This is a genomic window from Acidovorax sp. SUPP2825 (genome assembly GCF_030158995.1).
Taxonomy (GTDB): domain Bacteria; phylum Pseudomonadota; class Gammaproteobacteria; order Burkholderiales; family Burkholderiaceae_C; genus Paracidovorax.
In genome coordinates this window covers 96196-109592 of record NZ_BQXK01000007.1, presented here as the reverse complement: position 1 = coordinate 109592, position 13397 = coordinate 96196, and the positions used below count along the sequence as shown (strand labels likewise).

The following is a 13397-nucleotide window of genomic DNA, read 5'->3' as shown; positions in this document are numbered from 1 at the left end:
CGCCGTTGCCGCACCGCGACCGCATGGCCGACCCTTCCGCGCCCCCGGCCGCTTCGCCCCCCCACCCTGGGGCGCCGGCCCTGGTGCCCGCGCGCTGGTACGACGGGCGGAGCAGCAAAGGCCAGCCGGCGCTCGTGGGCCTGTCGGCCGGCGCGCGCGGGCCCACGCTCACGCTGCACCCCCTCGCCCCCGGCGCCCCGCCCCGCGTGTTCGGCTTTCGCGAGGTCGATTGGCCCGAGGCCTGGAGCGCGAACCGACCCCCACCGCGCATCGTGGTGGACCTGCGCGACCACGGCAGCCTGGAGATCGAGGCGGTCGGTGCCTGGCAGGCCGCCATGCACGCGGCCGGCCACCGCCCCGGCATCGCGCAGCGCATGCAGACCCGATGGACCGTGCTGGCCGCCACCGTGCTGGCCTCGGTGCTCGCGCTGGTGCTGTTCTACCGCTACGGCACGCCCTGGGCCGCCACGCAGCTCACGCGCCACGTGCCGATCGCCTGGGAGGCCGCATTGGCGGACCGCGTCATGCAGCAGATGGACAACGGCACACTCAAGGCCAGCACCCTGCCCGCAGTGCGCCAGACCCAGTTGCGCGAGCGCTTCGATGCGCTGGCGGCGCAGGCGGGCACCCTGCCGCCGCGCTACAGGGGCTACACGCCGCGCCTGCAGCTGGAGTTCCGCCAGGGCATGGGCGCCAACGCCTTCGCCTTGCCCGGCGGGCGTGTGGTGATGACCGACGGGCTGGCCCAGGCGGCTGCGAAGAACGGCCTGAGCGACGACGCGCTGGTCGGCGTGCTCGCGCACGAAATCGGCCATGTCGTGCACCGCCACACCACGCGCACCGTGGTCGAGCAAGGCGTGCTCAACATCGGCCTGGGGCTGGCCTTGGGGGATGTGTCGGGCCTGCTGTCCACCGGCGGCGCGCTGCTCACCGGCCTGGCCTACAGCCGCGACCACGAGCGCGAGGCCGACTGCTACGCCATCGCGCTCATGGGCCAGGCCCGCCTGCCCACGGCGCCCATGGCCGACTTGCTGCTAGCCATTGCGCACGACGAAGAGAAGAAGCACCCCGGCGCCCCCGCGGGCAAGCCCCAGGAAAGCAAGGGCCAGAGCGATCCGCCCAAACAACGCTCACCGGGCGTCGAGCCCGGCGGCGAGGGCCTGCTGTCGCTGCTGAGCAGCCACCCGGGCACCGTGCAGCGCGCGACCGAGCTGCGCGAGGGCCGGGCACCGCACTGCGCCCGCTGAGCCGGGCGGCGGCCTCGGCCACCATCAAGGCAGCGCATTGGACCCATGGCTGATCGGGCAACCGAACAGGTCGCCCAGCCAGTCCGCCACCTTCTCCAGTTCATAGCCCAGCGCGACCATGGCCTGCTGCACTTCGGCCGCCAGGGCGCCGAGGCTTTGCAGCACCGAGGCAAGGTCTTTGCCCAGTTGCTTGAACTGGTCCTGCAGGATCTGGCCGACCAGCTGCAGGCCGTTGACGAAGTTGCGCCACTGGTTCTTGACCCAGGCCACGAAGCTGCTCAGGCCGGACAGCACCGCCTGGATCAGGGCCGAGGCCTCCTGCTTCAGCGCGGTGAGCAGGTGGCCCGCCACGTCCTTGAGCTGAGCGATGACGCCGGCCACGTTCACGTTCAGCAGGGTGTAGGGGCTGGCCTCGTCGCCCAGGTGCAGGTCGAGCCCGAACAGGCTGAAGTCGAAATACCCGGTCACCACCAGCGCCTGCATCGAGGCCGAGAAGCCCAGGCCGGCCGCCACGCTGAAATCGGGCAGCTGGATTTTCGGCACCAGCGTCACGCCCCAGAGGGTGATGCCGTCCCACTCGATGTCGTGCCAGCCGAAGTTGAAGCCGAACGAAGCGCTGAGCTGCTTGGCCTGCGGATTGAGCATGAACGTGATGCGGTCGCCGGCCCACGCGCCGCAGCCCCCCGTCGGCTGGCCGTTCTGCACCGCATAGTCCAGCTGGAACTGGTTGTCGGTGGTGGCGAGTGCGTAGAGGTGGTCTTCCACCACGTCCAGGAACTTCAGGTACAGCGACGAATAGAAACGCACCGGATTGCCGCCGTTGATCTGCGGCACCACGATGCCATCCGGCGTGGCGGCGATCGCCAGCATCGGGCCCTGGCCGTTCGGCTTGCTGGTGGTGGGGTCCCAGCCGGACAGCGCGAAGACACTGCCCCAGGCAATCGCCTTTTGCACCAGGATGTAGCCGGAAAAGCCGGCCTTGGCATCGGCCGATTCGGCCAGCGTGGCCGTCACCTGCACATCGTCCTGATCCAGCAGGCTGAACTCGGCCTGCAGCCCGAAGCCGGCCGGGAACGGGCCGCGGTCGCCGATCTTCTGCAACTGCGCCCCTTCCACGAACCAGAAGGTGAACTGCTTGATGCTGATGATCTCGTCGAGAAAGCGCACCACGTCGGCGATCTCGGGCTCGTGGTCGTTGTCCAGCGTCTGCGGGGAGAAGTCGAGCGCGAAGGCGGCGTTGAACACATTGGACAGCTGCATCGGCTGCTGGTCGGCCTGCGTCCAGACCGCGATGCCGTTGGGCACCTCGAAATCCACCACTTCCACTTCGAAGCCCACGTCGAACTCGTACTGCGGCGCGTTGGGGTTCTGCAGCTTCAGGTCGCCGCCCGCGCTCAGCGTCACGCCGGCGGCCTCGGCACCCACCGTCACCGTGCCCTGCAGCTCGACGATGTCCACGGTCTGCAGACCGAAGGGCTGATTCCAGTTCTGCAATTTGAGGGTGATGCTCAGATCCCCTTGCGACGGAACGATGCTGCCCGTCAGGCCCAGCGTGATCTCGGTGCCGGCATCGGGCCGGAAGACACCGGACGCCGTGGCGTTCACGCTGCTGTTGCCCTGGCCCGGGTCCTCCCAGTCCAGCGTGAAGCCGTCGAACTCGAACACCCCGTTGCCCTGGGCACTGAACGTGTTCTTCAGCACCGCCTTGAGCGTCTTGTCGCCGCTGTCCTTGGCATAGGTGGCGAACAGGTCGAGCTGCGACACGTCGCCCATGAAGTTGGCGATCGCCTTCAGGGAGTCGGTCAGTTGCAGCGACGAAAACAGCACGAAGCCGGGGGCGATGTCGAAATCGGCCGCGATCGCGGGCACATCGTCCGCGCTCAGCAGGCCGAGCGAGGCCAGGCTGCCGGACTGGCCCGCGATGGTGGACACGACCACCCCGCTGTCGTTAAAGGTCAGTGCCGACAGCGGCGTCCACAGCGACCCCGGCGACCACTGCTGGACCACCGCGCCGAACATGACGCCCGCGCCCTGGTCGGTGCTCTGCACGCTGAGCGCCGCGTTCAGGAAAGGCTGCCCGGAATACAGCAGGCCGCCTTGCCCGTTGAACTGGATGGACGGGCCCGTGGCGTAACTCAGCGTCAACTGCCCCTGGGAAAAGGCGATCTGGTTGGCCGGCGTCCAGTCCAGCTCCGCAGGCCACAGGCTTTGCAGCGGCCATTGCAGGCTCGCGCCCATGGTGGCGCTCAGCACCATTTCCACGCCGCTGTCGCCCCGGCTGAACGTCAGCACCACCTGCGCATCGGTGTACTGCTTGCTGGTGAGCGTCAGCGTGGCGCCGCTCGGGGTCGCCTGCAGATCGAGATCGGCGCCGTCGAGCTGCGCCTGCAGCTGCAATTGCTTGCTGGAGGGATCGACCGCCAGGCTGGCGGATGGGCCGAGCTGCAGCGTGATGCCGTTCAGGTAATAGCCGAGCGCCGTCTGGATCGGTCCGGGAAACTGGGTTTGGGCCAGTTGCAGGACCTTGCTGGCCGCGTCGGTCTTCAGGACGCCCTGGAGGGTGGTGTAGATGTCGTTGCTCATGGCGTCACTGCCCCAGGTTCTTCAAGGCCGAGCGGGCGAACTGGGTCGCCGCGTCGCTGATCTGCTGCAGGTTGTCCTTGATGCAGCCGTTCAAGGCGGACACCACCTGCTCGATCAGCTGCGACTGGCTCAGGAACGCATTGATGAACATGGCATAGGCCGCCTCGTCGTCCGGCAGCGAGATGGTGAGCAGCACATCCTGGTCGCCGGCCACCAGCAGGATCTGGCTGTAGGTCAGCACCAGATCGTCCGGCGTGTCGCCCGACGCGTTCAGCGTGGTCTGGATGCCCAGCGTGTTGCTGTTGTTCTGCAGGCTGAGGTTCAGGGTGCCGCTCAGCGGGATCGGCGCGTTCTGATTCACCTGCACGTTCAGGGTGAAGGGCGTGCTGGCGGTGGCCGGCGGCGAGGGCACCGTGCGGGGACTGCCCTTCACCTGCACCGTGGGCCCGGGGTTCATGGTGCCCAGCAGCAGCGTGGCGCTGGCCTGCTGGTTGGTGCCGAAGACGATGTTGTTCGGTGGCGCGATCAGGTTCGACAGCCCCTGGATCGCCAGGCTCTGCAGCACGATGCCCGACAGCGCGATGTTCTGCCCCATGATCGACGTCGTGAAAGGGCCGGGAATGCTCAGGTTGACGGCGGTGTAGGGCTCCATCACCGGCGATGTCGATCCCAGCACCAGGGTCGGCAGATAGACGTAGCTGCTCGGGTCGTTGAGCGCCCCGCGCGCCCGATCGAACAGGTATTTGTCCACCGCGTTCGCATCGGTGTCCACGGTGCTGCCTGCCACCTGGGTGCTGCCGAAGATGTCGTCGAAGGCGCTCTTCAGCTGCTGGTTGAGCAATTTTTCGACCTGGCCGCGGTTGCCCGGGTCCATCAGCGCGTTGTTGACCTGGGTGCTCAACAGCTGGGCCGCATCCCCGGTGGACAGCACCTGCTTGAAGAACTGGCTCCACGGCGCATAGAAGATGCTGGTGTTGATGTAGGCGGGAAAGGGCACCGGCGAGATGCTCTGGTACTGCAGGTTCTGCAGCGTGAACGTGGGCGTGCTGCCTTGCACCGCAACGAGCTGGACAGTGTTCAGGCCGATCTGCAGCGCCGCGCTGCTGCCGGTGCCGTCCACGGTGACGGTGGTTCCCGACACCACCTTCGCGTTGGACAAGGTCAGCAGCGCGATGCCCGTGGCCAGGCAGTCGAAGCCGTTCGCATGGTCGGACGATAGCGTGAGTCCCAGTGTCGGCGGCGGGGCGACGATGTTCATCTGCTTGTCGACGAAGCACAGACATTGCTTCAACGTGAACCCCAGCCCGTCGAAGGCCGTAGGGGGGTTGGTCGTGCTGTCCGTTCCCTTTTCAGGGCCCGCCAGCGCCAGCGGCTGGTTCCAGTCCTGCCCGGTGGAAGCGTAGGCATTGAGGTTCAGCGTGATGTCCGCGGTATAGCCGGCGTTGCTGGTGGTGACTGCCGGCGGCTCTCCGCTGACCTGGATGTTCGCCAGCCCCTGGATCTCGATGCTGCTCACGTCCAGATCCGGCCCTACACCGGGATATGGAATCACGTTCAGGTGCTGCGACATGATGTAGGTCACGGCGGCCTTGGCGTCATCGACCATCTGCTGGGTGACGGGAGGCGTGGGATTGGTCTGCAGGCTCAACTGGCCGATCAGCGGAAACAGGGCCTGGAACCAGGACGTGGCCATGTCGGCCGAGATGTCCTGCGCGCCGCCGATGTTGTCCAGGTTCCATTGGGTTCCTTTCAGCGGCAGATAGGGCTTGCCGTCCGAGCCCTTCATGCCGGACAGCGCGACCGGCAGGAACAGGCTGTTGTCAGGCGTGTTGTCGTTGGCCTTCTGCATCAGCGTGTCGTACACGAAATGGAATAGCTGCAAGCCCATGGCGGCGTCCTCTCGAAAATGTTGGCGGTCAGTAAGGTCGATTCACGACATGCAGGGTGATGTCGTGCAATGCCCGCAGGTGCGGGCCGGCGGGCAGGTTCTGCAGGTACTGCACGGCCTGCAGCGCGGTGTCCCGCGCCTGGGCGTAGGCCAGCGCGAAGGCGTCGGAGCGGCGGATCTCATCGACCCAGGCGTTGATCTGCTCCGGCGGCGGTGTCTGCGTGTCGCGCAGATAGCGCACCATGGGGTGCGCATCGCCGAACAGCTTCATCGCATGGATGATGGGCAGGGTGATGCGCCGCTGGTGCAGATCGATGCCCCGGCACTTGCCGGCTTCCGCATCGGAATGCGCAAGGTCGAAGATGTCGTCCATCATCTGGAACGCGCGGCCCATGTAGCGCCCGAAGGAGCCGAGGCGGCGCAGCTCCGAGGTGCGCGCGCGCATGAGCGCGGCGCCGGACTCGCAGGCCAGGCCGAACAGCACGGCGGTCTTGCGGTCCACCGTGGTGAGGTAGCGGCTCATCAGCGAGTCCGGATGCCAGTAAGGCTGCGTGGTCATCTCGTCGATCTCGCCACGGCAGATGTCGAACGCCGAGTCCAGCACCCATTTCACGAGTTGCATGTCGTTCGCGTCCTCGATCGCATCGACGAAGCAGCGCACGGCCTGCAGAAACTGCATGTCGCCGATCATGATCGCCATCTCGGTGCCGCGCGCGGCGTTCACGCTGGCGTGGCCCCGCCTCAGCGAGGCGTGGTCGATGATGTCGTCGTGGATCAGGCTCGCCACGTGCAGCATCTCCAGCGACGCGGAGGCGCGCAGCACCTTGTTCGGCAGTTCGCCGCCGGGTTGGAACAGCCGCGCGGTCAGCAGCAGCATCAGCGGGCGCAGCTTCTTTCCCCCCTGGTAGAGCGACATCTCCGCATCGGTCAGATAGCCCTGCTGCGGTTGCAGCGCCTGGGCCAGCTCCCCCTCGAAGCCCTGCATGTCCGCCGCCATCAGCCCCTGCAGGATGGCGTGGACCGGGTCCGGCGCAGCGGCGCCAATCCTCACGGCTGCGAATCCAGCAGGGCCTTGGCCAGCGGCTGGACCAGCGCGCGCTCCAGTGCATCGGCAATGCGGTCATGCACCAGGCTTTTGATGAAGCGCGCCTCGGACAAGGCATCGCGCGCGGCCTGCGCCGGGCCGTCGCCCAGGGCGCCGTTCCACGCGCCATCGTCGAAGTGCAGGTCGAAGCCGTCCAGCTCGATACGCCCGTCGATCAGCGCCGGTACGCCCTGGTCGCCCTGCGCACCGAACTGCAGGTACACATAGCATGCCAGGCGGGCGTGCAGCGCCCCCGTCACCAGGGCCACCGGCTTTTGCGCGGCCACCCGAGCGGCATGCTCGGCAATGTCTGCCTGGAGCTTGCGCACGAACGCGCGCTCGTCCTCGCTCAGCGACCACGTCCAGCTGTTGCCTTGCGCATCGCGGCCGCCGATCGGGCTGCCGTTCAGAAAGTTGTGCACTTCATCCACCGAAGGCGTTGCCGCCGGCGTGCCGTTCTGCACCAATTCGTAGACGCCGTCCTTCTGCAATGGGGGCAAGTCTTCGATCTTGGTCACATTGGGGTTCGTCACCTTGATGTTCTGCACGATGCTCGAGCCAAAGCCCAGGGTCGCAGCGGCCGCCTGGTTGTAGGGATTGGTGGGATCCTTGGGATTGTTGGGGTCGGCGCCCTCCGCCATGGCGGTCAGGGTGGTGAGCAAGGCCAGCTTCTGGTTCTGGGCATGTCCGTTGTAGTTGGTGGTGATTCCCGTGCCCGAGTTGTTGTATTGCTTTTTGGGATCGTTGACCACGCCGCCCTCGGTCAGCGCCGTGTTGGTGTCGTCGGCCATTTCGGAGATGGCGGAGTTGCCCCAGCCTTGCTGGAACGCGTAGGCCTGGAAATTCTGCTCATTGAAGACATCGTTGAAGGCCGCCCGGTGATTGGAGTAGGTGGTCAGCAGCGTCTGTCCATTGCCGCCGGGCACGTTCTGCAGCAACCCGCGCTGGTCGTTCGCGGTCTTGATCCAGGTGGGGTGCGCGTTGTCGTCCGCGCTGCCGCCGCGGCGCCGGGCGCCGATGGGCATGGCCGTGCCGGCACCGTCCAGTCCGGTCTCCCAGATCTGCGTGCCTTTCAGGGCGTGCGTGCCCCGTAGCTCAATGCCCTGCAGGCGCACGGCGAGCACGCAGCGGCCTTGCGCATCGCTGCTGCATTCGACCGCGAGCGGCCCGTCACCGGCCAGCGCCAGTTGCATGCCCGACAGGTCGATGCCCAGAGAGCCGCGCGCAAAACCGGCCTGCGCGGGCATGTCGAGCGCGCGCGACAGCGGCAGCATCGGGATGTCGCCAAGCCCGATGCTGCGGGGCAAGGCGGCGTTCAGTGTGGCGGCGGGCTGATTCTTCCAGCCGTCTTGAAAAGCTTGCATTCCAGCGCTCATGAAAATTCTCCTCGTACGATGTGACCGGGTCCGATGGGCAGGGACGGCGGGTCAGGAAACATTGACGGTGGCCGTGATCAGCAGGTGGTCCGCATCCGCGGTGGAAATGTTCAGGTTCGATGCGGTCAGGCTCAGGCTGATGCCTTCGAACGTGATGGGGATGGGCGGCACCGGGAACGAGGCTTTGTCGTTCAGATAGGCCTGCGCCTTGCTCTGGATGGTGGATGTGATGAAGGGCGTGGCAACACCGATGATGGTGGTCGCCACGTGCTTGAGCAGCCCTGCGTTGAACTTCTCCCACCCGCTGCCGTCTTCGGCGTAGGTGATCGTGAAGCTGGGCAACGGCTGCAATTGCAGCTGGACGGTGTTCGACCCCGACACCACGGGGGCGACGGTGAAAGTCAGCGGCGTGGGGCTGGTGGCGAAATCGGCTTTGGCAAAGTCAACCATGGTGTGGCTCCAATCAGGGCAGCAGGTTCGAGGCGGCTTCCAGGGCGCAGGCGGCTGGCACCAGCCACCATGAAACGCCCACCGAGGCGGTGGCGGCGAAGGTGGCGGTGATGTTGATGTTGGGCAGCGTGGATGCCACCGCGATGGAGGCGTTGCTGATCCCGCCGTCGAGCGAGTAGCTCCCCGTCCAGTTGCTGTCGCTGGCATTGACCTGCGCGGCGTCCATCTTCTGCACGATCGCACCGCTGTACTGGGCCACCAGCGCGGTCAGCAGCTTGCGGCCGACGAGCACGCCCAGCGCCTGCTGCGGCCACTGCACGCCGCTGATATCCGGCGTGCCGTTGGCCACCAGGTTGCTTGCCAGCACCAGGTGCGCGCCGGTGACGGTCATGACCGGCGGGGTGAAGCTCTGCCCTTCCACCGTGATGCTGGGTGGAATCTGGTAGCCCTGCAGCAGGGCCTGGACCTTGGTGTAGACGATCCCGCAGATCACCTGGAGCATGAACTCCGTGGCGCCGGTCGGATTGATCGGCAGCACCGCCACCGATCCCAGCTGGATCTGGTTGTTGGACACGGTCACCTGCGCAAACAGGGTGAACGAGAACGTCAGCGGGGAAGGCGGCCCGCTCTGCATGTTGAACGTGGTGGACACCGACGCCAGCTGCACCTGGAACATCTGATCGGTCGGATCTTTCGGCTTCGTCTGGCCAGACGGCACGAACGTGTTCTTGTCGTTCCACTGCGTGAGGGTCGGTGGCGCCAGCACGAACTGGGGCACGGCATCGATGCTCCAGTTGACGGAGGTGATGCCCATCTGGCCCACGTCCTGCACGCCCTGGAACAGCTTCTGCTTGGCCTGGGCATTGGCATACAGCTGGGCCATGCCCTGGTTGAGGGTGCCGGCATCCAGCACCAGCGCGACGTCGTAGCTACTCATATTCCACCTCTCCTTTGCGTGTCGGGTTGGCCGAGCGGGGGTTGTGTGTCCAGTAGGTTTCCATCCACTCGCCGCCATGGCGGTAGTGCAACGGAAAATCATCGAAATCGACCGTGGCGCGGCCGCATTGGGGATCGGCGACCGAAACCGTGCGCTGGGTGCGGCAGTAGCCGTCGACCAGCACGTAGTGCTGCGGCCCCGCATGCCAGCGGATCGCGACCGCGACAGGCCGGCCATCGTCGAGCTCGCGCATCAGGCGGCGAAACGGCGGCCGCCCGCTGCTCCATCCAGCCAGGCAGTTCACGTAGCGCAGGGTGCGCTCCATCGCGGCTTGCTGGTCGTAGCGGGGCTCCAGGAGAAGCGCGGGTGGCGGCAGGCAGTTGGGAAGCACTTCGTCCGGCGCGAGAATGCGCCAGGCCAGCGTGTCCTGCCGCCAGGAGGTATCGCCGTAGTGCGCGGCGATCGCACAGGTCACCGAGGCCCAGCACCAGTTGGTGCGCTGCTGCGGCTCCAGCGGCAGGTTCAGCGCCTGCCCTGTGCTCGCCTCGACCGCTTGCCAGGCAGGAAACATCGGGCCGATGCGCTGCGTCGTGCGGGCCAGCGGCTCGATCCTCACCCTCATGGAAAGGGCACGCACTGGGGCAGCGCCTGGTTCAGCTCCCGGCTGACGATGCTGTTGATCTGCGACGAGATGAGCTCGCTGATGGCGCCCTTGGCCGCATCCAGAATCAGGTTCTCCACGGGCTGCAGCAGGTAGTTGAGCGGCCCCAGGCCATCGATCCAGACCGAAGCGTTGCCGTAGTTGAAGTTCGCGTTCATGCCCGACAGCTGGTTCAGGCAGAGCTTGCCGCCGGCCGTGCCGGCCTGGAACTGCGCCGTGCCGGAGATGCTGGGGCTGTCGATCCGGACGCTGCCGGAGATGCCCGGATCGAAGAACAGCACCTTCAAGCTGCCACCCGCCTGCGCACTCAGGGAGCTGTTCAGGACCGCATGGAAATTCACTGTGCCGGAAATATTGGCACCGGACGAAGTGACGTTGCCAACCACCATGTCCTGGATCTGCAGGGACGAAATGCCCGTCAGATTGGAGACGGAATAAGAGGCCGTGCCCACCCCGATGCTGGCGGACCCCGAGGCGACATTGGGATACGGGTCATAGCCGGCGCCCCGGATGGCCCCACCGATTTCGCCATTCAACTGCGTGACGAGTCCCTGCAGGATTTCGTTGAGGATCTGGGTGAATGGATCACTGCTCATGTCTATATCCTTTGAGGAAAGAAAATCGATTCGAAGGCCCATTTGAAAATCGGTCGGGCCCTCGGTATGCCGCACGCCATTGGCCGCGCGCCAGCATTTCCTTCGAATTGAAAATGCGCAGCGCCGTTAATCCCTTGCCTGAGTGGCTACTGGCGCCTGGAAATATTCTGGGGGGATTGAATGCAGCACGGGATGAAAACCCAGCCGATCTCCCTTAAGACTTCTGAAGCGTTCTGAAAGCCGGCCAGAGCGCTTGCAGGATTAACCGAAGGCAGAGGAGCGGCGCGGCAGGCGAGGATTCAGTGCCGGCGCTGAAAGACGAAGGGGGAGAAACACCGGAGGGCCTGTGGCGCCTGCAAAGGGCGCCAAAGCGAAGGCACCAATCCACGCGGGGATGGCGCCGAATCACCTCAGCGCCTGCCGGGCCAAGGGATCGGAATGGAATTTAAAGTGTGAAGCGCGCCGATAAGCCGGATTCTGTGCACCGCAGTTGCCTGCGGCGTGACCGCCATTACTCTGGGCCGGGTGTCGCCACCACAGCTCGATGCTACCTACCCGCCAGCTCTGCGGAACCACATCAACGCTGGCCTACTTGGTATTGCTGCGCGTAGAGATTGCCCGTTTCACCCGAAGCGGGCGCCGCCCGCTTCGGGTGGCTATGGTCTTTGCGGCTTTCGCCGCAAACCGCCTGGCTTGCGCCAGCCGTACCCGCTTGCGCGGATGACCGATAGCACACCTTCGGTGGCTTGCCGCCTGCTTGCGACTCGTCTCTGTTGCTCTGATCCTCACCTCACGGTGGGCAGCCGTTAGCTGCTACGCTGTCCTGTGCAGTCCGGACGTTCCTCCAGTGCCTGGTTTCCCAGATTGCACCAGCGGCGGTCTGGCGCGCTTCACGGGGGCGATTATCGTCCACCGCTGCGGGCCTGCTCCCAGTCCAGGCCGAATCGCGCCAGGTATTTGCGCAGCCGGTCCGCATCGTTGACCACCGCGCGCTGCGCGCGCGACGCCTGGAACAGCTGCCGCCCTGCATCCGACAGCGTGCGCGCCCCGCGGCACACCTGCAACACGGCCGCCAACTGCAACCGGTCGAAGAGGTCCATGGCCTGCACCTGTGGCTCGCCCAGCAGTGCGGCCAGATCCACCGCATCGCCGTCCTGGCTGCGGTCTGACGAACCGAGGGGTTGCCACAGCCACTGCAGGCGCGAGATCTCCGCCTCCACCAGCGGCAGGCCGATGCGCCCGCCCTCGGCCAGGGTGGCCAGGCGGGTGGCGCTGGCCGACAGGTCGCGAAAGTTGCCGCTCCACAGCGCCTCGGGAGACTGCGCATAGCGCAGGTATACCGCCCGCGCCTCGGCCGACAGGCGCACCGTGCGGCCCAGTTCCACGCCGCATCGCGCCAGCAGGTGGTCCACATTGGGCTCGATGTCCTCGGGCCGCTGGGCCAAGCCCGGCAACTGATAACTCCACAGGTTGATGCGCGCGTACAGGTCTTCGCGAAAGCGCCCGGCCGCCACCTCGGCCCGCAGGTCGCGGTTGGTGCCGGCGATCAGCTCGAAATCGCTGGCCACCTCGCGGTCGCTGCCCATGGGATAAAACCGCTTTTCCTCCACGGCCTTGAGCAGCATGGCCTGCTCGTCCAGGCCCAGCTCACCGATCTCGTCGAGAAACAGCACCCCTTTGTGCGCCGTGCGCAGCAGGCCTGCCCGGTCGGCCGCCGCACCGGTGAAGGCGCCTTTCTTGTGCCCGAACAGCGTGGACGCGGCGCCGTCGCCCTGCAGCGTGGCGCAGTTCACCTCCACGAATTCGCCCTCCACCTGGTGGCGGGCTTTCTTCAATTCAAACATGCGCCGCGCCAGATGCGACTTGCCCGCGCCGGTCGGCCCGGTGAAAAGGATGGGCGCGCGCGATCGCACCGCCACCCGCTCCACCTCTTCGATCAGGGCGTTGAAACGGGCATTGCGCGTGGCGATGCCGCTCTTGAGGAAATCCACCGCATCGCGCTGCTCGGCGCCGAAGCGCTGGGCGATCACGTCGTAGCGTGACAGGTCCAGATCGATCAGCGCGTAGCTGCCAGGATCGCCCGCCTGCTGGCGCTTTGGGGGCGACGTCTGCGCGAGCACGCCCGGAATGCGTCGCGACTCCACCAGCAGGAAAAGGCAGATCTGCGCCACGTGCGTGCCGGTGGTGATGTGCGTCCAGTACTCCTCGCGCTCGGTGTCGAAAGCGTAGCCCCGCGTCCAGTCGAAGAGCTTGGCGTAGACCTCGCCGAAGTCCCAGGGGTCGGCAATGTCGAGCGGCACCAGCGCCACCGTGGTTTCGGGCGAGGCCGCCTGGATATCGGTGCGCACCCGCTCGGCCAGTTCCTGGTGGGACGGTGTGTAGAACAACTCCATCCGTGCGATGACCACGTCGTCGTGCTGCACCAGCGAAAGCGTCGGGCGCCACTTCTCCCAACGCCCTGCCCCCTTGCCCGAGTCGAGCTGGGTGCCCAGAAAGCCGATCACCACGTTTTGCTTCTTCATTTTTTGGATAAAAAACTAGCTAATTTTATAAAAATCAAAGCATTTTAACCTCC

10 protein-coding genes and 1 other RNA gene are annotated in these 13397 nt (G+C 66.1%); 1 reads left to right on the top strand and 10 read right to left on the bottom strand.

All coding sequences use genetic code 11. The annotated features are described in order from the left end of the window. The first annotated feature begins 23 nt into the window (after positions 1–23). The gene (locus AVAK2825_RS10980; RefSeq protein WP_284397921.1) at positions 24–1247 is read left to right on the top strand and encodes a M48 family metallopeptidase; all 1224 of its coding nucleotides are present in this window, start codon (positions 24–26) and stop codon (positions 1245–1247) included. 24 nt (positions 1248–1271) lie between these two features. Here the strand turns inward: AVAK2825_RS10980 and AVAK2825_RS10975 are convergent, their stop codons facing one another. The 10 genes from AVAK2825_RS10975 to rtcR all read right to left on the bottom strand — a co-directional run bounded on the left by AVAK2825_RS10975 (position 1272) and on the right by rtcR (position 13344). After that, on the bottom strand, positions 1272–3830 hold the full coding sequence (locus AVAK2825_RS10975) for a hypothetical protein (protein ID WP_284397918.1): 2559 nt from the start codon (positions 3828–3830) through the stop codon (positions 1272–1274). Between the two features lie 4 nt (positions 3831–3834). Next, positions 3835–5718: a hypothetical protein gene (locus tag AVAK2825_RS10970; RefSeq protein WP_284397915.1), complete on the bottom strand. Its 1884-nt coding sequence runs from the start codon at positions 5716–5718 to the stop codon at positions 3835–3837. Positions 5719–5746: 28 nt separating this feature from the next. After that, positions 5747–6769 (bottom strand): polyprenyl synthetase family protein, encoded by a 1023-nt coding sequence (locus AVAK2825_RS10965; protein WP_284397911.1) that lies wholly within the window; start codon positions 6767–6769, stop codon positions 5747–5749. Beyond that, on the bottom strand, positions 6766–8166 hold the full coding sequence (locus AVAK2825_RS10960; RefSeq protein WP_284397908.1) for a hypothetical protein: 1401 nt from the start codon (positions 8164–8166) through the stop codon (positions 6766–6768). The genes AVAK2825_RS10965 and AVAK2825_RS10960 overlap by 4 nt, the downstream gene beginning before the upstream one ends. A 63-nt stretch (positions 8167–8229) precedes the next feature. After that, the gene (locus AVAK2825_RS10955; protein ID WP_284397905.1) at positions 8230–8628 is read right to left on the bottom strand and encodes a hypothetical protein; all 399 of its coding nucleotides are present in this window, start codon (positions 8626–8628) and stop codon (positions 8230–8232) included. Between the two features lie 13 nt (positions 8629–8641). Beyond that, positions 8642–9565 (bottom strand): hypothetical protein, encoded by a 924-nt coding sequence (locus AVAK2825_RS10950; RefSeq protein ID WP_284397902.1) that lies wholly within the window; start codon positions 9563–9565, stop codon positions 8642–8644. Further along, complete coding sequence (locus AVAK2825_RS10945) at positions 9558–10187, bottom strand: C39 family peptidase (RefSeq protein ID WP_284397901.1); 630 nt, start codon at positions 10185–10187, stop codon at positions 9558–9560. The genes AVAK2825_RS10950 and AVAK2825_RS10945 overlap by 8 nt, the downstream gene beginning before the upstream one ends. Beyond that, positions 10184–10822 carry a hypothetical protein gene (locus AVAK2825_RS10940; protein WP_284397898.1) on the bottom strand — a complete coding sequence of 213 codons (639 nt, stop codon included), beginning with the start codon at positions 10820–10822 and terminating at the stop codon, positions 10184–10186. Before AVAK2825_RS10940 ends, AVAK2825_RS10945 begins: the two co-directional genes overlap by 4 nt. Positions 10823–11272: 450 nt before the next feature. Further along, positions 11273–11714: RNase P RNA component class A (gene rnpB / locus AVAK2825_RS10935), an RNA gene on the bottom strand. A gap of 10 nt (positions 11715–11724) precedes the next feature. Then, the gene (gene rtcR / locus AVAK2825_RS10930) at positions 11725–13344 is read right to left on the bottom strand and encodes an RNA repair transcriptional activator RtcR (protein WP_284397896.1); all 1620 of its coding nucleotides are present in this window, start codon (positions 13342–13344) and stop codon (positions 11725–11727) included. Between the last annotated feature and the right edge of the window lie 53 nt (positions 13345–13397).